Below are 19,564 nucleotides of genomic sequence, written 5' to 3'. Positions count from 1 at the left end.
TATTTCTACAGATTAAATCACGTAATAAACTCACGTATCTATTCAATAGATATTTATAACATACATTTAAAATGTTAATGCTAAATCTATGAATACCTACACAGATTGTCTGATAAATTGTTAAAGAACTTTGCTATATTAGCTTATTTAAAGTTATTAGTCAATCTTTAATGAAATCTTTAATTATTAACTTAAATGCTTTCCTAAAACAATATCTTTAATTGATTTCAACAGTTTTGTTTTTGATATAAGCATGATTATATTTATTTAGATTGAATTTTTTTATTAAAAATACAAGTAAATACTAATAATTATTTATAGTCTTATATCTGATCTCATATTTTTAATTATATTATTTATTTTTGGCATCACACCATGCCATAATTGAAATGCATATGCAGCTTGATAAATTAACATCCCTAATCCATCAGCTAGACAACTACATCCTTGCTTTTTACACCAATATAAAAAAGGTGTTAATTTTTTTTGATAGTACATATCGTAACAGCAGGATTTATTATGAATTAGAGAATTCGGTATTGCAAGCATTTGACCCTTAGAACTACTAGCAGTAGCATTAATAATTAAATCAAAATTGTTATTTTCTAATTCTTCTTGATTACAAGTATTAATAACTCCTTTTTTCCTAAAATTATCAACTAATTCTAAAGCTCGATTTTTAGTTCGGTTAGTTACAGTTATTATATTACCTAAAAGTAAAAGTGGTCCAATTATTCCCCTAGCTGCTCCACCAGCTCCTATTATAAGAATTTTTTTTTGTTCGCGAATCATTTTTAGTCTTTTAAGATCACTTAACAATCCTATACCATCAGTATTATCTCCAAAAATTTTATTGTTGCTTTGTCTTTTTAGAGTGTTTACAGCACCTGCAAGATATGCTCTTTCGCTAAGTTCATCAGCAAATTCGTATGCTTGTTGTTTAAAAGGTAAAGTGATATTAGCTCCCAAGCCACCTTCAGAGAAGAATTTTGAAATAGATTCTAAGAACCCATCCTTAGGAGCGCAAATACTACCATAAGTATGTTGTATTCCGGTTTGTTTAGAAAATTCATAGTGCACTATTGGAGATTTACTATGATATATAGGATTACCAAAAACTGCAAATTTAAACATAACTTATCCCTGACGTATTAAATCCCCAGTAATGATATTTCTAATTTCAGAAGGATTTTCATAACCATAAGTTTTACCAAATAAAACAGGAAATGTATTACCGAATTGTTTTTTAATATCTTTAAATGTTCGACAAGGATTTTGATTTGAAATATTAGCACTGGTTGATATAATCGGTTTTCCAAATTGATTACAAAGTTCTTTTACATTCGGATGATCAGTAATTCGAACAGCTAAAGAGCTAAATTGTCCAGTCAACCATATTGGTGTTTGTGGTAAAGTTGGCACAATAAAAGTTATAGGTCCTGGCCATCGAGAAAGCATGTAATCACGTTGTGATGATGATAGTTCATGATCTGCAATATATGATTTTAACTGATTATAATTTTCAGCAATTAAAATAAAACCCTTGTTGATTGAACGATTTTTAAGGGAAACAAGTTTCTTAACTGCAATTTGACTATCAGGATCACAGCCAAGTCCAAAAACTGCTTCAGTTGGATAAATAATTATCCCCTCTTTATTAAGTTCTTTTACACATTTTTTTACTGAACTAAAAAAGTTTTTTTTATACATATAATTGAAGTTTATGACAAATATTATCAAATAAACAAAATATTTAGATATTTAAGATTATATAACTTACAAAGTAGAATTACAATAATAGTTTTGATATAGATACAACTATTAAATATAAATGATAATCAATGTATTGTATTACTTTTAGAATCGAAAATTAATTGTTCTAATTGCTGAAAAGTGCTTTCATATCCTGGAATATTATAAAGTACCATAAGTATTAACCATTTTAAATCTTCTAATTTGAATTCTTTTGTATCCAGTGCCATCACACGATCAATAATCATCTCTCTAGTTTCTATATCTAAAATATTAACTTGTTCTAAAAAAAGTAAAAAACCTTGACTTTCTGTATTTAATATTTTTTTCTCTTCTTCCACATATATACGTATAGATTTTGATACAGAACAATTACTAACTAACTTTGGAGAAATAATTTTTTTTTGATATAACGATAATTGTTTTAACCATTTTAAAGCATTATATACATCTTCACTATAAAAACCAACTTCTTTCAGATGGCTTCTCAGTCTATTCTCATCTATACACCTATTCATTTTACTATAAATATATGTTTCAAATAAGTAAATGATTACCTCAAACATACCATATACTCCTTAAAACTAGAGATTTTTACCAGATTTTATCTATTTTGTCTCACAGACAAAACAAACAATAAATATTGATAGGCATATTTATTGATAAAGTTAAAACGCATATAATATCGATTATTATCATTAAAGAAATAATAAATAATATTTAATTATTATTGTAATTGCAATTACTTTCCATTCAGTATAGTATGAGTCTTAAATATAACATGCTTATGTTAATTATTGGGCAAGATATTTTGTATTATATATAAATTTTACTTAGTATAACAGAAATTATTATCATCTTTTTATTATTAATAATAATAATTAATATTATTTACTTTATATTTTATATGGTATTTATTATAATTATTAGTATCAAATTAATTTATAATACACAAATCAAATAAAATCGATATATTTATGTCTGTATTACCGTTATTATATTTTCCAGATAATCGTCTAAGACTAAAAGCACAACCAGTAAAAGAGATTAATAAAGATACTAAAAATATTATTGATGATATGTTTGAAACTATGTACGCTAATAAAGGTATTGGTTTAGCAGCTACACAGGTTAATATTAATAAACGTATTATAGTCATTGATGTTTCTGAAAATAACAATGACCGTTTAGTATTAATTAATCCAGAACTATTAAGTAGTATGGGTACGGCAGGTATAAAAGAAGGATGTCTCTCACTTCCACAACAGCATGCTTTTGTATTAAGATCTAAAATAATAAAAATACGATCATTAGACATTCATGGCCATACTATAGAAATAGAAACGGGGGATTTACTTTCAATTTGTATACAACATGAAATAGATCATCTAGACGGCAAGTTATTTATTGACTATTTATCACCATTAAAACGTGAAAGAATTAAATCTAGATTAAAAAAAATAGCAAAATCCAAACAAAGGTCAAATAATTAAAAATTTCTACTATGTTAAAAATTATATTTGCTGGAACATCTGAATTTGCTGCTGTTCATCTTAGTGGTATTCTTGAATCAGATTATCGAATTATATCCGTATTAACACAACCTGATCGTCCTGCTGGCAGAGGTTATAAATTAACTGCTAGTCCAGTTAAAATGATAGCTCAAAGTAAAAATATTCCCGTTATGCAACCAGAATCACTTTGTTCTAAAAATTTGAATATAAAAATTTCCAATTTATGTCCAGACATCATTATTGTAGTAGCTTACGGATTAATAATTCCAAGAAATATCATCAAAATTCCACGTTTAGGATGCATTAATGTTCATGCTTCTATTTTACCTAGATGGCGTGGTGCTGCGCCTGTGCAAAGGGCAATTTTAGCAGGAGATACAAAAACTGGAATAACTATCATACAGATGGATGAAACATTAGATACAGGAGATATATTATACCAAGTTGAATGTGATATTAAATCATCTGATACTTATTTAACGTTACATGAAAGGTTATCAAAATTAGGTACATATGCACTAATTAATATATTATTAAAAATTTCCAGTGGCAAGCAAAATATTTCCAAAAAACAAGACAACAAATCAGCTAATTATGCTAAAAAAATAAAAAAGAAAGATGCAAAAATTGATTGGCAGTGTACAGCAGAACAATTAGAACGTTGTGTGCGTGCTTTCAATCCTTGGCCAGGTAGTTTTTTTTATATTGACAATAATAAATTAATTAAAGTTTGGCAGGTTAGTGTTTTAAATAACGATAAATTAGTTGACATAAAACCAGGAGTGATTATTAAAGTTACAAATAACGGCATACAAGTTGCTACTGCCAAAGGTATAATCAATCTAATGATCTTGCAACCAGCTGGTAAAAAACCTATGTTAGCTAGATATTTAATTAATTCTCGATATGAATGGTTTAAACCTGGTACTAAATTGAATTAAATTAATTTGAATATAATTAAAATAGTAAAAACCCATGGGTAATGAGTTTTTACTGTATACTCCTTTTTTATAATACATATGATAAATATTATATTTCCTGATTATGTATTATATTTAAATTTTTTTTAGTACCTTCAATTAACTCGATGTATGCCATTGGTGCTTTATCTCCAGCACGAAAACCGCATTTCAGGATACGAGTGTAACCGCCAAAACGATTTATATAACGCGGTCCTATTTGTGTAAATAATTTTGATACAATCTCATTATCACGTAAGCGAGCAAATGCAAATCGGCGATTATAAACACTGTCAACTTTCGCAATAGTAATTAAAGGTTCAACAAAACAACGTAATTCTTTAGCTTTTATTAATGTTGTTTTAATAATTTCATAACGAACTAAAGAAGCTGTAATATTACGGAACATAGCTTTACGATGACTTCCATTACGATTTAATTGACGCCCGCTTTTACGATGGCGCATGACTTTATCCTTTTTTATATTTATATATTATATTTTTATCTATTAAATATGAATTTATTATTTGATTATTCTTCAATAATGTTTTCTGGTGGCCAATTATCAAGTCTCATACCTAAAGAAAGACCGCGCGAAGCTAAAATATCCTTAATTTCGGTAAGGGATTTTTTACCTAAATTTGGTGTTTTAAGTAACTCCACTTCAGTACGTTGTACTAAATCACCGATATAATGAATAGTTTCTGCTTTAAGACAATTAGCAGACCGTACTGTCAATTCTAAATCATCAACAGGACGTAATAAAAGAGGATCAAATTCAGGTTTTTCTTCTTTTATTTCAGGTTGACGTAAATCCCTTAAGTCAACGAATGCTTCCAATTGTTCCACTAAAATAGTTGCTGCCCTTCTAATAGCTTCTTCAGGATCTATTGTTCCGTTTGTTTCCATATTAATAATGAGTTTATCTAAGTCAGTACGTTGTTCTACACGAGCTGCTTCTACATTATACGCTATATGATCTATAGGGCTATAACAAGCATCAACTAAAAGTCTACCAATAGGTCTTTCATCTCCTGTACGAATACGATTAAAAGCCGGCACATATCCTCGGCCACGTTGAATTTTTATCCGCATGTTAATAATTGCGTTCTTATCAGTTAAATGACAAATTATGTGTTTAGGTTGAATTATTTCTACATGATTATCATATGTAATATCAGCTGCAGTTACAGGCCCAATTCCAGATTTATTTAAAGTTAGTATTACTTCATCCTTACCATAAACTTTTACCACTAATCCTTTGAGATTAAGTAAAATTTCTAAAATATCTTCCTGTACTCCTTCTTTAGTACTATATTCATGTAATACACCATCAATTTCAACCTCTGTTACTGCATAACCTGGCATAGAAGAAAGCAAAATACGGCGGAGTGCATTACCAAGAGTATGGCCGAAGCCACGCTCTAATGGTTCAAGAGTTACCTTAGCCTGTGTTGAGCTAAGTTGTTCAATATCTACTAGGCGTGGTTTTAGAAATTCTGTTACAGAACCCTGCATTATATCCTCTCTTTTGCTACTAGCTTTACTTAGAATAAAGCTCTACTATCAGGTGTTCATTAATGTCTATGGATAGATCATTTCTTTCAGGAATTCGTTTTAAACGACCTTCCATTTTTTTTACATCTACTTCTAGCCAAGTTGGTTTTTCATGATTTTCAGAAAGTTCTAAAGCTGCTTTAATACGAGATTGTTTTGTAGCTTTATCACTAACTTTAATAATATCATCTAAATGCACCTGATAAGAAGCAATATTAACAAACCGTCCGTTTACTAAAATAGATTTATGGCTTATTAGCTGTCGCGATTCAGCACGAGTTGCTCCAAACCCCATACGATAAACCACATTATCTAAACGACCTTCTAAAAGAATTAACAGGTTTTCACCAGTATTACCTTTTAAACGCGCAGCTTTTTTGTAATAATTACGAAATTGACGTTCAAGTATGCCATAAATACGACGAACTTTTTGTTTTTCACGCAACTGACCACCGTAATCAGATAAACGGGGTCTGCGTGTCCCGTGTTGACCTGGAACTTGTTCTATTTTACATTTAGAATCAATTGCTCTAACACCAGATTTAAGAAACAAATCTGTACCTTCACGTCGGCTCAGCTTGAGCTTAGGCCCTAAGTATCTTGCCATTTTTTTCTCCAGCTATTTTATAAAATAAGTACTTATACTCGACGTTTTTTCGGCGGACGACAACCATTATGAGGAATAGGTGTCATATCAATAATATTTAGAATCCGAAAACCAAACGTATTTAAAGCACGGATAGTGGATTCGCGCCCAGGACCTGGTCCTTTTACCATCACTTCTAAATTTTTAATACCGTAATCTTTTACTGATTCAGCACAACGTTCTGCTGCTACTTGGGCTGCGAAAGGAGTAGATTTACGAGAACCACGAAAACCTGATCCACCAGCAGTAGCCCATCCTAGTGCATTACCTTGACGATCAGTAATTGTAACAATAGTATTATTGAAAGAAGCATGTATATAAGCCACACCATCTAAAATTTGTTTTTTTACACGCTTACGTGCACGAACTAGTGATTTTGCCATTTTGATATCACTACCTATTCTATTTTTTAATTAATTTACGAGGACCTTTGCGTGTACGAGCATTAGTTTTAGTACGTTGTCCATGAACTGGAAGATGTCGACGATGACGTAAACCTCTATAACAACCTAAATCAATCAATCGTTTTACACTCATGTTAATTTCACGCCGTAAATCACCTTCAACAACAAATTTAGCAACTTCATCACGCAATTGATCTATTTGTTTTTCAGATAAAGAACTAATTCTAGTACTTTCATTAATACCAGTAGCAGCGCAGATTTTTTTGGAACGAATTTTACCAATGCCAAATATCGCAGTTAATGCCATAACAGTATGTTGTTTATCAGGAATATTTATTCCTGCTATGCGAGTCACTATATTCTCCTATAATATGTTTTTGTTAGGCTTTTTATATATGATTTTTGAAATTTTAATCTCAACCTTGACGTTGTTTATGTTTGGGATCTGAAGTGCAAATTATTCGAATCGTACCATGACGTCGAATAATTTTGCAATCACGACATAACTTTTTAACTGAAGCTCGTACTTTCATTAAGTGTTTTCCTTAAGCATTTTTCTTTTTGTAATATACGTAATACTCTAAAATTATTTATTAAATCCCTTAAAATTGGCTTTTTTCAATGCAAGATCATATTGATTCGACATTACTAATGTCTGTAATTGAGATATAAAATCCATAATAACTACAACTACAATCAGCAATGAAGTCCCGCCAAAATAAAAAGGTACATTCATGAAGCCACGCATGAATTCAGGAATCAAACAAATGAAAGTCATATAAAAAGCACCAACTAAAGTCAACCGAGTCATTACTTTATTAATATATTTTGCCGTTTGTTCTCCTGGTCTAATACCTGGTATAAAAGCTCCAGATTTTTTTAGATTATCTGCGGTTTCTCTGGGATTAAAAACAAGTGCTGTATAAAAAAAACAAAAGAAAATAATTGCACTAGAATATATTAATATATAAAGTGGATTACCCGGTTGTAAATATAAAGAAAATGTATTTAACCATTTCCAATTGTTATTTCCGAACCAAGCTGCCATAGTTGCAGGAAATAAGATTATACTAGAAGCAAAAATAGCTGGGATGACACCTGCCATATTTACTTTCAACGGCAAATGTGTACATTGTACCGCATACATACGACGACCTTGTTGACGTTTTGCATAATTTGCTAATATGCGACGTTGACCGCGCTCAATAAAAATAACAAAATATGTTACTATAAATATAAGTACTATAATTAATATTAGTGAAAAAAGATTTAAGTCGCCATGTTTAGCTTGTTCTATAGTATGGCCTATCGCTGGTGGTAACCCTGCTATTATACCTGCAAAAATAATGATGGAAGTACCATTACCAATACCTCGTTCAGTAATTTGTTCACCTAACCACATTAGAAAAACAGTACCAGTTACTAAGCTCAAAATAGCCGAAAAATAAAAAGACATACCAGGTTTAAATAACAAACTATGCATACCTAACATATTTGGTAAATTAATAGCTATACCCACTGATTGTATTATAGCTAAAATTAAGGTACAATAACGCGTGTATTTATTAATTTTACGACGGCCAGCTTCTCCCTCTTTTTTTATTTCTGATAATGAGGGGTGCAATGTAGTTAATAGTTGAATTACAATTGATGCTGAAACATATGGCATAATGCCCAATGCGAAGATAGAAGCTCTGCTAAGAGATCCTCCAGAAAACATATTGAACATTTCAATGATTGTGCCATGTTGATGTTCTAATATTTTTTTAAATATGGTTTGATCAATTCCAGGAATTGTAATAAAAGAACCGATTCTAAATACCAATAAACTAGTTAATAAAAACAACAATCTAAATTTTAATTGATCGAAACTATCTTTGGTATTTTTAAAATCTAATCCCAATTGTTTTATCATTTAATGCTTAATCCTCAACTTTACCACCCACAGCTTCAATAGCTTTGCGTGCACCTTTAGTAACATTTAAGCCACTAATGTTTTTTGGAACAGAGATACTACCTGAACAAATTATCTTTACAGATTTAATATTATTATTAATAATATTAAAAACTTTTAATTTGTTTAAATTTATAATATTATCCTTAACTTTCATTAAATCAAAAAGGCTAATTTCTTTATGAACAAATTGCTTTCTAGAAACAAAACCAAATTTCGGAAGACGACGGTAAATTGGCATCTGTCCGCCTTCAAACCCCCTATTAATCTTTCCTCCTGAACGAGATTTTTGTCCTTTATGACCTCTTCCGCAGGTTTTACCAGAACCAGAACTTATTCCTCTTCCTAAACGTTTCTTAGTATGTCTAGACCCTACGGCATAAGATATGGTATTTAAGCGCAAATTATTATTAATCATTTACTTTAACCATGTATGAAATTGTATGAATCATACCACGTATAGATGGATTATCTTTACGTGTAACAGTATGACCGATATGGCGCAAACCTAAGCTAATAAGAGTATTCCTATGTCTAGGCAATCGACCAATAGAACTCCTTATTTGGGTTATTTTAATAATTTTTGTCATTAAGATATTACTCCGTTATTTTTTCTATAAATATGATGATTTATAGAATTTTTGCCTAATTTAGCAGCAATCATTTCAGGAGAGCGCATACTGTTTAGACCTTCTATAGTAGCGCGAACTACATTAATAGGGTTAGTAGAACCATAAGTTTTAGCTAGAACATTATGAACTCCGGCAACTTCAAGTACAGCTCTCATTGCACCTCCTGCTATAATACCAGTCCCTTTAGAAGCTGGTTTCATAAATATTTTGGATCCAGTATGGATACCTTTTACAGAGTGCTGTAAAGTTCCATTATTTAATATAATACTAATCATGTTGCGACGAGCTTTTTCCATTGCTTTTTGTATCGCTGCTGGAACTTCCCGAGCTTTCCCATATCCAAAACCTACTCTTCCATTTCCATCACCTACTACTGTCAATGCAGTAAAAGAGAAGATACGTCCACCCTTAACGGTTTTAGATACACGATTAACCGCTACTAATTTTTCTTGTAAATCACCTATTGGTTTTTCGATATTTGCCATTTTAAATACCTACTAAAACTTAAGTCCTGCTTTTCGAGCAGAATTTGCTAAAGCTTGGATGCGACCATGATATTGAAATCCAGATCGGTCGAAAGAAATACTGGTAATACCTTTTTTTATTGCACGTTCTGCTATAATTTTTCCTACAATAACAGCAGCTGCTTTATTGCCAGTATATTTTATTTGTTTGCTAATAATTTTTTCTAAAGTAGATGCACAAACCAAAACTTCAGAACCTTTTGAATTAGTTACTTGAGCATAAATATGACGAGGAGTACGATGTACAAGTAAGCGAGTACAGCCTAACTCCTTAATCTTATATCGTGTATTATTACCACGACGAACACGAGCAGATTTTTTATTGTTCATAATATTACCTTACTTCTTTTTAGCTTCTTTTATACGAACTTGCTCATCAAGATAACAAATACCTTTGCCTTTATAAGGTTCTGGAGGACGATAAGAACGTAAATCAGCAGCTACTTGACCTATTAATTGCTTATCAGCACTTTTTAAGACAATTTCAGTTTGAATTGGACATTCTGCAATAACCCCTAAGGGTAGAAAATGATTAATAGAATGAGAAAATCCTAAAGATAAATTTATTATATTATCTTTAACTGATGCTCGATAACCTATACCAACCAATTGAAGTTTTTTGATAAAACCTTGATTAACTCCAATAATCATTGCATTAATTATTGACCTAAATGTACCAGCCTGTGCCCACCCATCAATAAAACTTTTATAAGGATTAAATGTCAAGGTATTATCGATATATTTTATTTCAACAGCTCTATTTACAATACGACTTAACACTCCATTCTTACCTTGTATTGAAATTAACCCATCATCTAATGTTACTTTTACATCTGATGGGATAATAATAGGTTTTTTAGCAATACGAGACATCAAAATCCTCCAATTATGCTATATAGCAGATAATTTCGCCACCTAATCCCATATGACGAGCCATATCATCAGTCATAACACCTTTAGATGTAGAAATAACAGCTATTCCCATACCATCCATTACTTTTGGAAGGTCATTTTTTTTTCTATAAATACGTAGACTTGGTTTACTGACTCTGTCAATTTTCTCTAATACTGGTTTGCCTTTAAAATATTTTAGAGAAATTTCTAATGCAATCTTACTATCTTTAACAACTTTATAATCTTTAATGTATCCTTCTTCTTTTAAAACTTTAGAAATTGCTAATTTCAACTTAGAATAAGACATATCAATAGTTATTTTACGAGAGGATTGACCATTACGTATTCTAGTTAACATATCTGCTATAGGATCTTGCATACTCATTAATTATATCCTCTAAATTTTAGTCATGATGATTACCAACTGGCCTTTTTAAGTCCAGGAATATCACCACGCATTGCTGCTTCCCTAACTTTTATGCGGCTTAAACCAAATTTTCTTATAAACCCTCTAGGTCTACCTGTTTGACGACAACGATTACGTTGTCGAGAAGGACTAGAATCACGAGGTAAACTCTGTAATTTTAAAATAGCATCCCAACGAACTTTATCTGAACTTTTAATATCAGAAATCAGTGATTTGAGTTTATTACGTTTTGTAGATAATTTTTCTGCTAATTTTTTGCGTTTAATCTCACGTACTTGGATTGATTGTTTAGACATGTAATTTAGATTACCCCCATTTTAATTATTTACGAAACGGGAAATTAAAGGCACACAGTAGAGCCATACCTTCACTATCAGATTGAGCAGTTGTACTAATAGCTATATCTAAACCACTAATATGATTAATTTTGTCATAGCTAATTTCAGGAAATATAATTTGTTCACGTATACCCATGTTGTAGTTCCCAAAGCCATCAAATGATTTAACAGACAAGCCACGAAAATCACGAATTCGGGGTATAACAATAACAATTAGCTTCTCAAAGAATTCCCACATTCTTTCACCACGTAGTGTTACTTTACATCCTATAGCATACCCTTGACGAATTTTGAATCCTGCTACAGATTTTCTAACTTTAGTAATTAATGGCTTTTGGCCAGAAATTAATTCTAAATCAGATAATGCACTATCTAAAAATTTTCTATCCGCAACTGCTTTACCAATACCCATGTTTAAAGTAATTTTTTTTATTTGGGGTACTTGCATGACAGAATTGTAGCCGAATTTTGCTACTAGTTTTTTGACTACTTCATTGTTATAATAATCATGCAGTTTTGACATCTGTTGTACTCCAATTTACTTAATAACCTCATTATTGGACTTAAAAAAACGTATTTTTTTACCATCTTGAAATCTAAAACCTACTCTATCTGCTTTACCAGTAGTAACATTAAAAAGTGCAATATTAGAAATCTGCATGGCACTTTCTTGTTCAATAATACTACCTGCCTTATTAAGTGATGAAACAGGCTTTTGGTGTTTCTTAACTAAATTAATACCATCTATAATAACTTTGCCCGAAGTTAAAATCCTTTTAACTTTACCTCTTTTACCCTTTTCCCTACCGGTGAGAACAATCACTTCGTCATTACGACGAATTTTAGCTGCCATAATCAACCTCAACTAAAGCACTTCAGGTGCTAAGGAAATAATTTTCATAAATTTTTCAGTACGAAGTTCATGAGTTACTGGTCCAAAAATACGTGTACCAATTGGTTGTTCACTACTGTTATTTAAAATGACACAAGCATTACTATCAAAACGAATTACTGATCCATCAGAACGGCGAACACCTTTTCTGCTACGTACAACTACCGCTTTCAATACTTCACCTTTCTTAACTTTTCCGCGAGGAATAGCTTCTTTAATAGTAATTTTTATTATATCACCAATTTTTGCATAACGACGTCGTGAACCTCCTAAAACTTTAATACACATTACGCTACGAGCACCAGAATTATCAGCAACGCTCAAAATAGTCTGTTCCTGGATCATTGTATAATGCTCCACTATAAATAAATATCTTACCAAAGATTACAACTGTTCTTTTATTATAAATAATATTATCTTTTAAAGATTTTATTTCGTTAATTAATTATTAAAAAAACGACGAACGACTCTTGTTGAGCCGTTCATCCATACTCTACTCTATTAAATATAGAATAAGTTTTAAGGAATAGCTTTTTCTATTATACGGATTAAAATCCATGATTTGGTTTTTGATAATGGACGGCATTCATGAATTTCCACAAGATCATTAACTTCACATACATTGTTTTCGTCATGTATATGTAGTTTAGTTGTGCGTTTAATAAATTTACCGTATACATTGTGCTTTATAAGGCGTTCTATAGCAACAACTGCAGATTTTTGCATCTTATTGCTTACAACTCTGCCTTGTATAGTACGAATTTTACTAGTCATTACAAATAAGCCTTTTCAGTCATTAAAGTCTTAACCCTTGCGATATCTCTACGCACTTTCTTTAGCAAATTGGTCTGCTGTAACTGTCCAGATGCTGCTTGCATACGCAAATTAAACTCTTCGCGTAATAGACCAAGTAATTCGGTATTTAACTCTTTAATATTTTTTATGCGCAACTTTGTTGCTTTCATTATATTATCGCTTTAGTTACAAAAGTAGTTTTAATAGGTAGCTTTGCAGCTGCTAATTTAAATGCTCCACGTGCTAATTCTTCGTTTACATTACTATCTATTTCATAAAGAATTTTTCCTGGTTGGATCATAGCAACCCAATATTCTACGTTTCCCTTACCTTTTCCCATTCTTACTTCTAAAGGTTTTTCCGTAATCGGTTTATCTGGAAATATGCGAATCCATACTTTGCCTTGACGTTTAACAGCTCGAGTCATAGCACGACGAGCTGCTTCAATTTGTCTTGCAGTTAAACGTCCTCTTTCAACTGCTTTCAAACCAAACATCCCGAAGCTAATTTTAGTTCCTGCAGCTAATCCGCGATTTCTGCCTTTTTGTAGTTTGCGAAACTTTGTACGTTTTGGTTGTAACACAGCGATTCTCCTTACTTACGGCTTTTACGCTGCTGTTTTTTAGGTTGATTCGTTTGCTCTGTATTTTGCTCAGTAATAGAATTTAAGTTTCCCAAGATTTCCCCTTTAAAAATCCATACTTTTACACCAATAACACCATAAGTAGTATAAGCTTCAGAGATATTATAATCAATATTAGCTCGTAATGTATGTAAAGGCACACATCCCTCTCTATACCATTCAGTCCTAGCGATTTCTGATCCTCCTAATCTACCACTTATTTCTACTTTAATACCTTTAGCACCTAAACGAATTGCATTTTGAACAGCTCTTTTCATAACTCGTCGAAACATAACACGACGTTCTAGTTGCGTAGTAATACTGATAGCAACTAACTTTGCATCTAATTCGGGTTTACTTACTTCAGATATATTAACTTGTGTTGGAACACCTGATATATTGGCTATCACTATCCTGAGTTTTTCGACATCTTCGCCTTTTTTACCAATAACTATACCTGGTCGAGCTGTATGTATAGTAACTCGTATACTTTTTGCTGGTCGTTCAATTACTATACGAGATATGGATGCTTTGGATAGTTTTTTTGTAAGAAATTGACGTACTTTATAATCATTTTCTAAATTGTTTGCAAATTCCTTTGTATTTGCAAACCAAGTAGAATTCCATGGTTTTACAATACCCAATCTCATCCCATTTGGATGTACTTTTTGACCCATTACTCATCTTCTCCACAATTTCAGCGATTAGATACAACTATAGTGATATGGCTAGTACGCTTCATAATTCGATCTGATCGGCCTTTAGCTCTTAATCTCATTCTTTTCATAGTAGGTCCTTCATCAACTAAAATTTTATTGATTTTTAGTTCATCAATATCAGATCCATCATTATGCTCAGCATTTGCAATAGCAGATTCTAATACTTTTCTAACTATTACAGATGCTTTTTTATTACTATATAATAAAATATTTAAAGCTTCTGATACTTTTTTACCTCTAATCAAATTTACTACTAATCTTACTTTTTGAGCAGAAGAATGAGCACGATGATATCTAGCAATACTTTCCACTTTTTTTCCTTACTTTGTTTTTTTTACTTTCTTATCAGATGTATGACCACGATAAGTACGCGTAGGAGCGAATTCACCTAATTTATGTCCTACCATTTCATCTGAAATAAACACAGGAATATGTTGACGACCATTATGAATAGCAATTGTTAAACCAATCATCTTAGGAAAAATTGTTGAACGACGTGACCAAGTACGTAAGGGTCTTTTATCACCATTTTTAACTGCTTTCTCTACTTTATTAAGTAAATGCAAGTCTATGAAAGGACCCTTTTTAAGAGAACGTGGCATATAAGTGTATCCTCTTATAATTTTATTTATTACGTCTACGTATGATAAATTTATCTGTACGTTTATTATTTCGGGTTTTTTTACCTTTAGTTTGAATACCCCATGGTGTAACAGGATGTTTCCCAAAATTACGACCTTCTCCTCCTCCATGAGGATGATCTACAGGATTCATTGCAGTTCCACGAACAGTAGGACGAACACCTCTCCATCGAGATGCACCTGCTTTCCCTAAAACTTGTAGCATATGCTGAGTATTACCAACTTCCCCCAAAGTTGCACGACAATTAGATTCAACTTTACGTGTTTCTCCTGAACGCAAGCGTACAGTAACATAAGAACCTTCTCTTGAAATTATTTGTGCATATGATCCAGCAGAACGAGCAATTTGACCACCTTTTCCTGGTTTCATTTCAACGTTATGAATAACAGAACCTACTGGAATATTTTGTATTGGAAGAGTATTACCTAATTTAATTGAAACATTAGCACCAGATTTTATTTTATCACCAATTTTTAAACCCTTGGCAGCTAAAATATAACGACGCTCTCCATCTTTATATAAAATTAAAGCAATATTTGCAGAACGATTTGGATCATATTCTAAACGTTCAACTGATGCAACGATATCGTCTTTATTTCTTTTAAAATCTACTAAACGATATTTTTTTTTATGACCACCACCAATATGACGTGTAGTAATCCGACCGTTATTATTACGTCCTCCTGATTTATTGTTTTTTTCCAATAAAAGCGAATATGGTTTTCCTTTATGAAGGTTGAAATCCACTACCTTCACCATATGCCTACGACCCGGAGATGTTGGCTTACATTTTATAACTGCCATTATTATTCTACTTCCTTTATTCAGAACCGCTAACAAAATCCAAATTTTGGCCTTCTTTTAAAGTAATATAAGCTTTTTTCCAATTTTCTCGATAACTTTTGTGTTTTTGTCTTTTTTTTATTTTGCCTTTAACAATCAATGTATTAATATTCTTAACTTTTACTTCAAATATTTTTTCAACAGCTGAAAAAATTTCTCTTTTATTAGCATTCTTAGCCACTTTAAGTACTATCGTATTAGTTTTACCAACTAAATAAGATGTTTTTTCAGAAGAATGAAGTTTACGTATTAGCCTAAAAATTTTTTCTTTGGAAATCATTCTAGCATACCTTCAATTTGTTTTATTGCATCAGCTGTTATAATAACTTTGTCAGAAATAATTAAACTAATTGGATCAACATTTACGACAGTCTTAACATTAACTTTATATAAGTTACGAGATGATAAAAATAAATTCTTATCTAATACACTAGTAACTATAAGAACAGTTCTGGATGGTAAGTTTTTTAATTTTTCTAACAGTAGTTTGGTTTTCGGTAATTCCACACTAAAACTCTCAAAAATTAGTAGTCTATTTTGACGTATCATTTCAGAAAAAATACTTTTTAATGCACCTCTATACATTTTTTTATTAACTTTCTGACTATAATTGCGAGGTTTAGCTGCAAAAGTTACACCACCGGAACGCCAAATTGGGCTGCGCAAAGAACCAGCCCGAGCACGTCCTGTTCCTTTCTGACGCCAAGGTTTTTTCCCAGAACCACTTACCTCAGATCTATTTTTTTGTGCTTTGGTTCCTTGCCTAGCACCTGATGCATACGCAACTACTACTTGATGAATTAGCGCTTCATTAAAAAAACAACCAAAAGTAGCTTCAGAAACAGTTATATTACTTTTTTTGTCTTGTAATATCAATTCCATAGCTACTCTCCTAACTTTTAATAGCTTGTTTAACAATTAGATCACTACCAATAGCACCTGGAACGCCACCTTTAACTAATAATAAATTGCGCTTAGTATCAACAGTAACTACATGTAAACTCTGCACAGTTACACGCTCTTTACCCAACTGACCAGCCATTTTTTTACCCTTAAATACCTTCCCAGGTGTTTGATTTTGACCAATAGAACCAGGAACACGATGAGATAACGAATTACCATGAGAAGCGTCTTGAGTTCTAAAATTCCATCTTTTAACTGTTCCAGCAAAACCTTTACCTTTAGATATTCCTGTGATATCAACTTTTTTAATATTACAAAAATAATTTATGCTAATTTTTTGACCTAAAGAATATATTTCACTGTTATCTACACGTAATTCCCATAAACCACGACCAATTCCAACCATAGCTTTCTTAAAATGACCAGCTTGAGCTTTAGTCACACGACTTATTTTTTTCTGGCCTGTAGTGACTTGAATTGCTTGGTAACCTTCACTAACAAGATTCTTAATTTGAATAATGTGATTGTCTTCAATTTCTATCACAGTAACAGGAATAGAAACGTTTTCCTTAGTAAAAATACGAGTCATTCCTATTTTTCTACCAACTAATCCAATCATTAAATACAACCTCTCTTATTTAACAGATCAACCTAAACTGATCTGTACGTCAACACCCGCAGCTAGGTCTAGACGCATAAGAGCGTCGACAGTTTTTTCAGTTGGTTCAACAATATCTACTAAACGTTGATGTGTACGAATTTCATACTGATCACGAGCATCTTTGTTAACATGTGGAGAAATCATAACAGTAAAGCGCTCTTTTCGGGTTGGCAATGGGATTGGACCACGAACCTGCGCACCCGTGCGCTTAGCAGTTTCGACTATTTCTGCAGTTGATCTATCTATTAAACGGTGATCAAATGCTTTAAGACGTATGCGGATTCTTTGGTTCTGCATGGACCAGAGCTCCCAAATTTTTATAAGACCAAAATCAATTACTAATCTTTAAGATTGTAATCGTCCAATACATTACTCCTTACTCCTTAAAAAACTCAAAGGAGCTTAGGATAATATTAGTATTACCAATTATTAATTCAAAATAATAAAACCAATCCTATGGTATTATACGCATATTTCTTAAATAATCAATATATATTATATTTTACTTTCTGACTATATTTATATATCAAATTATATGTTCCAATACTTGTAAAAAGATTATTATTTGAAATAATAGTTAAAATAATAATATTATAATAGATAGCGGCCGTATTAACGGCCACTTAATAATTAGTTGATAACTTTAGCAACCACACCTGCACCTACTGTTTTACCACCTTCACGAATAGCAAAACGTAAACCTTCATCCATTGCAATAGGATGAATCAAATTTACAGACATTTTAACATTATCACCTGGCATCACCATTTCAACTCCCTCAGGAAGATCTATCGATCCTGTAACATCAGTAGTCCGAAAATAAAATTGTGGTCGATAACCTTTAAAAAATGGAGTGTGACGTCCTCCTTCTTCTTTAGATAAAACATAAACTTCTGCTTCAAATTTAGTATGAGGTTTTATTGAATTAGGTTTAGCTAATACTTGACCTCGTTGAATATCTTCTCTTTTTATACCTCTTAATAAAATTCCACAGTTTTCACCAGCTTGTCCTTTGTCTAGTAATTTCCGGAACATTTCAACTCCTGTACATGTTGATTTTACAGTTGGTTTTATTCCTATGATTTCTACTTCATCTCCAACTTTTATACTACCTTTTTCAACACGACCTGTTACAACTGTACCTCTACCAGATATTGAAAAAACATCTTCAATGGGTAATAAAAAAGGCATATCAATTGCACGTATAGGTTCTGGAATATAACTATCTAAATAGTCTGCTAATTCCATGATTTTTGATTCCCATTCTGGTTCTCCTTCTAATGCTTTTAAAGCAGAACCACGAATAATAGGAGTGCTATCTCCTGGAAAATCATATTGTGATAGTAAGTCACGAACTTCCATTTCAACTAATTCTAGCAGTTCTTCATCATCAACTAAATCACATTTATTTAGAAATACAATTATATAAGGAACGCCTACTTGACGACCTAATAAAATATGTTCACGAGTTTGGGGCATTGGACCATCTGTTGCTGCAACAACTAAAATTGCTCCATCCATTTGTGCAGCACCAGTAATCATATTTTTCACGTAATCAGCATGACCAGGACAGTCAACATGTGCATAGTGACGAATTGCAGTTTCATATTCAACATGCGAAGTATTGATTGTAATACCTCTAGCTTTTTCTTCTGGTGCATTGTCAATTTGATCAAACGCACGAGCTTGTCCACCATATTTTTTTGATAAAACAGTTGTGATTGCTGAAGTTAACGTAGTCTTCCCATGATCAACATGACCTATAGTACCTACATTTATATGCAATTTATTTCGTTGAAATTGCTCTTTTGCCATGACTAGATTTCCTAATATATAATATTTTTCCATATATAAATGAAAAATATTGTATGTAAATGTAAACGTAG

General features: G+C 31.8%; 34 protein-coding genes. 2 read left to right on the top strand and 32 right to left on the bottom strand.

Annotated elements, in window-relative coordinates; all coding sequences use genetic code 11:
• Window positions 1–315 precede the first annotated feature (315 nt).
• The 3 genes from aroE to CRV11_RS02785 all read right to left on the bottom strand — a co-directional run bounded on the left by aroE (window position 316) and on the right by CRV11_RS02785 (window position 2,318).
• On the bottom strand, window positions 316–1,134 hold the full coding sequence (gene aroE / locus CRV11_RS02795; RefSeq protein ID WP_136131820.1) for a shikimate dehydrogenase: 819 nt from the start codon (window positions 1,132–1,134) through the stop codon (window positions 316–318).
• Window positions 1,135–1,137: 3 nt separating this feature from the next.
• Complete coding sequence (gene tsaC / locus CRV11_RS02790; protein WP_136131819.1) at window positions 1,138–1,710, bottom strand: L-threonylcarbamoyladenylate synthase type 1 TsaC; 573 nt, start codon at window positions 1,708–1,710, stop codon at window positions 1,138–1,140.
• Between the two features lie 128 nt (window positions 1,711–1,838).
• The gene (locus CRV11_RS02785) at window positions 1,839–2,318 is read right to left on the bottom strand and encodes a DUF494 family protein (RefSeq protein WP_136131818.1); all 480 of its coding nucleotides are present in this window, start codon (window positions 2,316–2,318) and stop codon (window positions 1,839–1,841) included.
• Between the two features lie 411 nt (window positions 2,319–2,729).
• Between CRV11_RS02785 and def the strand changes: the two genes are divergently transcribed.
• Entirely contained in the window at window positions 2,730–3,245 is a 516-nt protein-coding gene (gene def / locus CRV11_RS02780) for a peptide deformylase (RefSeq protein WP_136131817.1), read from the top strand.
• Between the two features lie 2 nt (window positions 3,246–3,247).
• A complete protein-coding gene (gene fmt / locus CRV11_RS02775) occupies window positions 3,248–4,207 on the top strand; it encodes a methionyl-tRNA formyltransferase (RefSeq protein WP_136131816.1) in 960 nt (319 codons plus the stop codon).
• A gap of 88 nt (window positions 4,208–4,295) precedes the next feature.
• Here the strand turns inward: fmt and rplQ are convergent, their stop codons facing one another.
• The 29 genes from rplQ to tuf all read right to left on the bottom strand — a co-directional run bounded on the left by rplQ (window position 4,296) and on the right by tuf (window position 19,493).
• On the bottom strand, window positions 4,296–4,691 hold the full coding sequence (gene rplQ, locus CRV11_RS02770; RefSeq protein ID WP_136131815.1) for a 50S ribosomal protein L17: 396 nt from the start codon (window positions 4,689–4,691) through the stop codon (window positions 4,296–4,298).
• 65 nt (window positions 4,692–4,756) lie between these two features.
• Window positions 4,757–5,743 carry a DNA-directed RNA polymerase subunit alpha gene (locus tag CRV11_RS02765; protein ID WP_136131814.1) on the bottom strand — a complete coding sequence of 329 codons (987 nt, stop codon included), beginning with the start codon at window positions 5,741–5,743 and terminating at the stop codon, window positions 4,757–4,759.
• Window positions 5,744–5,768: 25 nt separating this feature from the next.
• Complete coding sequence (rpsD, locus tag CRV11_RS02760) at window positions 5,769–6,389, bottom strand: 30S ribosomal protein S4 (protein WP_136131813.1); 621 nt, start codon at window positions 6,387–6,389, stop codon at window positions 5,769–5,771.
• Window positions 6,390–6,421: 32 nt separating this feature from the next.
• The gene (gene rpsK, locus CRV11_RS02755; RefSeq protein WP_136131812.1) at window positions 6,422–6,811 is read right to left on the bottom strand and encodes a 30S ribosomal protein S11; all 390 of its coding nucleotides are present in this window, start codon (window positions 6,809–6,811) and stop codon (window positions 6,422–6,424) included.
• A 19-nt stretch (window positions 6,812–6,830) separates the two neighbouring features.
• On the bottom strand, window positions 6,831–7,187 hold the full coding sequence (gene rpsM / locus CRV11_RS02750) for a 30S ribosomal protein S13 (RefSeq protein ID WP_136131811.1): 357 nt from the start codon (window positions 7,185–7,187) through the stop codon (window positions 6,831–6,833).
• Window positions 7,188–7,248: 61 nt separating this feature from the next.
• Window positions 7,249–7,365 (bottom strand): 50S ribosomal protein L36, encoded by a 117-nt coding sequence (gene rpmJ, locus CRV11_RS02745; protein WP_136131810.1) that lies wholly within the window; start codon window positions 7,363–7,365, stop codon window positions 7,249–7,251.
• Between the two features lie 53 nt (window positions 7,366–7,418).
• Window positions 7,419–8,747 carry a preprotein translocase subunit SecY gene (gene secY, locus CRV11_RS02740; RefSeq protein WP_136131809.1) on the bottom strand — a complete coding sequence of 443 codons (1,329 nt, stop codon included), beginning with the start codon at window positions 8,745–8,747 and terminating at the stop codon, window positions 7,419–7,421.
• A 7-nt stretch (window positions 8,748–8,754) separates the two neighbouring features.
• Window positions 8,755–9,189, bottom strand: a complete 435-nt coding sequence (rplO, locus tag CRV11_RS02735) for a 50S ribosomal protein L15 (RefSeq protein WP_136131823.1) — start codon at window positions 9,187–9,189, stop codon at window positions 8,755–8,757.
• A gap of 7 nt (window positions 9,190–9,196) precedes the next feature.
• Window positions 9,197–9,376, bottom strand: a complete 180-nt coding sequence (gene rpmD, locus CRV11_RS02730; protein WP_136131808.1) for a 50S ribosomal protein L30 — start codon at window positions 9,374–9,376, stop codon at window positions 9,197–9,199.
• Window positions 9,376–9,903, bottom strand: coding sequence for a 30S ribosomal protein S5 (gene rpsE, locus CRV11_RS02725; RefSeq protein ID WP_136131807.1), 528 nt, complete (start codon window positions 9,901–9,903; stop codon window positions 9,376–9,378). The genes rpmD and rpsE overlap by 1 nt, the downstream gene beginning before the upstream one ends.
• Before the next feature lie 12 nt (window positions 9,904–9,915).
• Window positions 9,916–10,272, bottom strand: coding sequence for a 50S ribosomal protein L18 (gene rplR, locus CRV11_RS02720; protein ID WP_136131806.1), 357 nt, complete (start codon window positions 10,270–10,272; stop codon window positions 9,916–9,918).
• Window positions 10,273–10,281: 9 nt separating this feature from the next.
• The gene (gene rplF / locus CRV11_RS02715; protein ID WP_136131805.1) at window positions 10,282–10,815 is read right to left on the bottom strand and encodes a 50S ribosomal protein L6; all 534 of its coding nucleotides are present in this window, start codon (window positions 10,813–10,815) and stop codon (window positions 10,282–10,284) included.
• A 13-nt stretch (window positions 10,816–10,828) separates the two neighbouring features.
• Window positions 10,829–11,221: a 30S ribosomal protein S8 gene (gene rpsH / locus CRV11_RS02710; protein ID WP_136131804.1), complete on the bottom strand. Its 393-nt coding sequence runs from the start codon at window positions 11,219–11,221 to the stop codon at window positions 10,829–10,831.
• A 32-nt stretch (window positions 11,222–11,253) separates the two neighbouring features.
• Entirely contained in the window at window positions 11,254–11,559 is a 306-nt protein-coding gene (rpsN, locus tag CRV11_RS02705; RefSeq protein ID WP_136131803.1) for a 30S ribosomal protein S14, read from the bottom strand.
• 25 nt (window positions 11,560–11,584) lie between these two features.
• On the bottom strand, window positions 11,585–12,124 hold the full coding sequence (rplE, locus tag CRV11_RS02700; RefSeq protein WP_136131802.1) for a 50S ribosomal protein L5: 540 nt from the start codon (window positions 12,122–12,124) through the stop codon (window positions 11,585–11,587).
• A 15-nt stretch (window positions 12,125–12,139) separates the two neighbouring features.
• On the bottom strand, window positions 12,140–12,454 hold the full coding sequence (rplX, locus tag CRV11_RS02695) for a 50S ribosomal protein L24 (RefSeq protein ID WP_136131822.1): 315 nt from the start codon (window positions 12,452–12,454) through the stop codon (window positions 12,140–12,142).
• Window positions 12,455–12,466: 12 nt separating this feature from the next.
• Window positions 12,467–12,838: a 50S ribosomal protein L14 gene (gene rplN / locus CRV11_RS02690; RefSeq protein WP_136131801.1), complete on the bottom strand. Its 372-nt coding sequence runs from the start codon at window positions 12,836–12,838 to the stop codon at window positions 12,467–12,469.
• Window positions 12,839–13,012: 174 nt separating this feature from the next.
• Window positions 13,013–13,267: a 30S ribosomal protein S17 gene (gene rpsQ / locus CRV11_RS02685; protein WP_136131800.1), complete on the bottom strand. Its 255-nt coding sequence runs from the start codon at window positions 13,265–13,267 to the stop codon at window positions 13,013–13,015.
• Window positions 13,267–13,458, bottom strand: a complete 192-nt coding sequence (gene rpmC / locus CRV11_RS02680) for a 50S ribosomal protein L29 (protein WP_136131799.1) — start codon at window positions 13,456–13,458, stop codon at window positions 13,267–13,269. Before rpmC ends, rpsQ begins: the two co-directional genes overlap by 1 nt.
• Window positions 13,458–13,871: a 50S ribosomal protein L16 gene (gene rplP, locus CRV11_RS02675; RefSeq protein WP_136131798.1), complete on the bottom strand. Its 414-nt coding sequence runs from the start codon at window positions 13,869–13,871 to the stop codon at window positions 13,458–13,460. Before rplP ends, rpmC begins: the two co-directional genes overlap by 1 nt.
• Window positions 13,872–13,882: 11 nt before the next feature.
• The gene (gene rpsC, locus CRV11_RS02670) at window positions 13,883–14,587 is read right to left on the bottom strand and encodes a 30S ribosomal protein S3 (protein WP_136131797.1); all 705 of its coding nucleotides are present in this window, start codon (window positions 14,585–14,587) and stop codon (window positions 13,883–13,885) included.
• 20 nt (window positions 14,588–14,607) lie between these two features.
• Complete coding sequence (gene rplV / locus CRV11_RS02665; RefSeq protein ID WP_136131796.1) at window positions 14,608–14,940, bottom strand: 50S ribosomal protein L22; 333 nt, start codon at window positions 14,938–14,940, stop codon at window positions 14,608–14,610.
• Window positions 14,941–14,949: 9 nt separating this feature from the next.
• On the bottom strand, window positions 14,950–15,231 hold the full coding sequence (rpsS, locus tag CRV11_RS02660; RefSeq protein ID WP_136131795.1) for a 30S ribosomal protein S19: 282 nt from the start codon (window positions 15,229–15,231) through the stop codon (window positions 14,950–14,952).
• Between the two features lie 22 nt (window positions 15,232–15,253).
• Window positions 15,254–16,075 (bottom strand): 50S ribosomal protein L2, encoded by an 822-nt coding sequence (rplB, locus tag CRV11_RS02655; RefSeq protein ID WP_136131794.1) that lies wholly within the window; start codon window positions 16,073–16,075, stop codon window positions 15,254–15,256.
• 16 nt (window positions 16,076–16,091) lie between these two features.
• Window positions 16,092–16,394 carry a 50S ribosomal protein L23 gene (rplW, locus tag CRV11_RS02650; protein WP_136131793.1) on the bottom strand — a complete coding sequence of 101 codons (303 nt, stop codon included), beginning with the start codon at window positions 16,392–16,394 and terminating at the stop codon, window positions 16,092–16,094.
• A complete protein-coding gene (gene rplD, locus CRV11_RS02645; RefSeq protein WP_136131792.1) occupies window positions 16,391–16,996 on the bottom strand; it encodes a 50S ribosomal protein L4 in 606 nt (201 codons plus the stop codon). Before rplD ends, rplW begins: the two co-directional genes overlap by 4 nt.
• 10 nt (window positions 16,997–17,006) lie before the next feature.
• A complete protein-coding gene (gene rplC / locus CRV11_RS02640) occupies window positions 17,007–17,636 on the bottom strand; it encodes a 50S ribosomal protein L3 (RefSeq protein WP_136131791.1) in 630 nt (209 codons plus the stop codon).
• A gap of 27 nt (window positions 17,637–17,663) precedes the next feature.
• Window positions 17,664–17,975: a 30S ribosomal protein S10 gene (gene rpsJ, locus CRV11_RS02635; protein WP_136131790.1), complete on the bottom strand. Its 312-nt coding sequence runs from the start codon at window positions 17,973–17,975 to the stop codon at window positions 17,664–17,666.
• Window positions 17,976–18,308: 333 nt separating this feature from the next.
• Window positions 18,309–19,493, bottom strand: coding sequence for an elongation factor Tu (tuf, locus tag CRV11_RS02630; RefSeq protein ID WP_136131789.1), 1,185 nt, complete (start codon window positions 19,491–19,493; stop codon window positions 18,309–18,311).
• Window positions 19,494–19,564 lie beyond the last annotated feature (71 nt).

Source organism: Candidatus Pantoea edessiphila (genome assembly GCF_002933335.1).
Classification (GTDB): domain Bacteria; phylum Pseudomonadota; class Gammaproteobacteria; order Enterobacterales; family Enterobacteriaceae; genus Pantoea_C.
This window is presented reverse-complemented; position numbering and strand designations above follow the sequence as displayed.